At 62.1% G+C, this 480-nt stretch carries 1 protein-coding gene; it reads right to left on the bottom strand.

Annotation, left to right across the window (positions count from 1 at the left end):
- The coding region (locus AWU74_RS12165) for a hypothetical protein (RefSeq protein WP_202966441.1) at positions 1–480 on the bottom strand (480 nt) is incomplete at both ends.

The following is a 480-nucleotide window of genomic DNA, read 5'->3' as shown; positions in this document are numbered from 1 at the left end:
GTCATAGGACACCCAGATGTCCGAAGGTTCCTGCCAGCCGGAAAAGCCGTTGCCTTCAACTATAACCGCTTTATTTCCCCGCGGCGGCACTCCGTCCCCCAGATACCACACCAGATAGCCGCCCCACGCGCCGAGTGACCAACCGTTGCCGTTGCCGCCTTCGGTAAACTGTCCGGGGGCAAAGTTGCTCAGCGCTTTAAAGCCGCCTTTGTACTCTTTTACGCCGCACACCACGGTCGTCTCCGCCGTCTTCGTGTCCATAGCTCCGGTGATATAGTTGCGTCCGGTTACGCTGACCCGAATGCGATAGCTCCCCTCCGCTTTCGGGGTGAGGATAAAATACCGGGTGTCTCCCCCGCTCGCCTCGTAGTCCCCGTCGGCGCCGGTAACCGTCCACGAATAGCTTGTTCCCCCGCACGGCTTGTGGTCCGCGCCGTAGCCGAGAAGCATGAGCACCGGGGCGCGGACGAGCGGCCGTCC

This window comes from Treponema endosymbiont of Eucomonympha sp., from assembly GCF_001028545.1.
The sequence above is the reverse complement of the archived record's forward strand: the minus strand, read 5'-3'. Positions and strand labels throughout refer to the sequence as shown.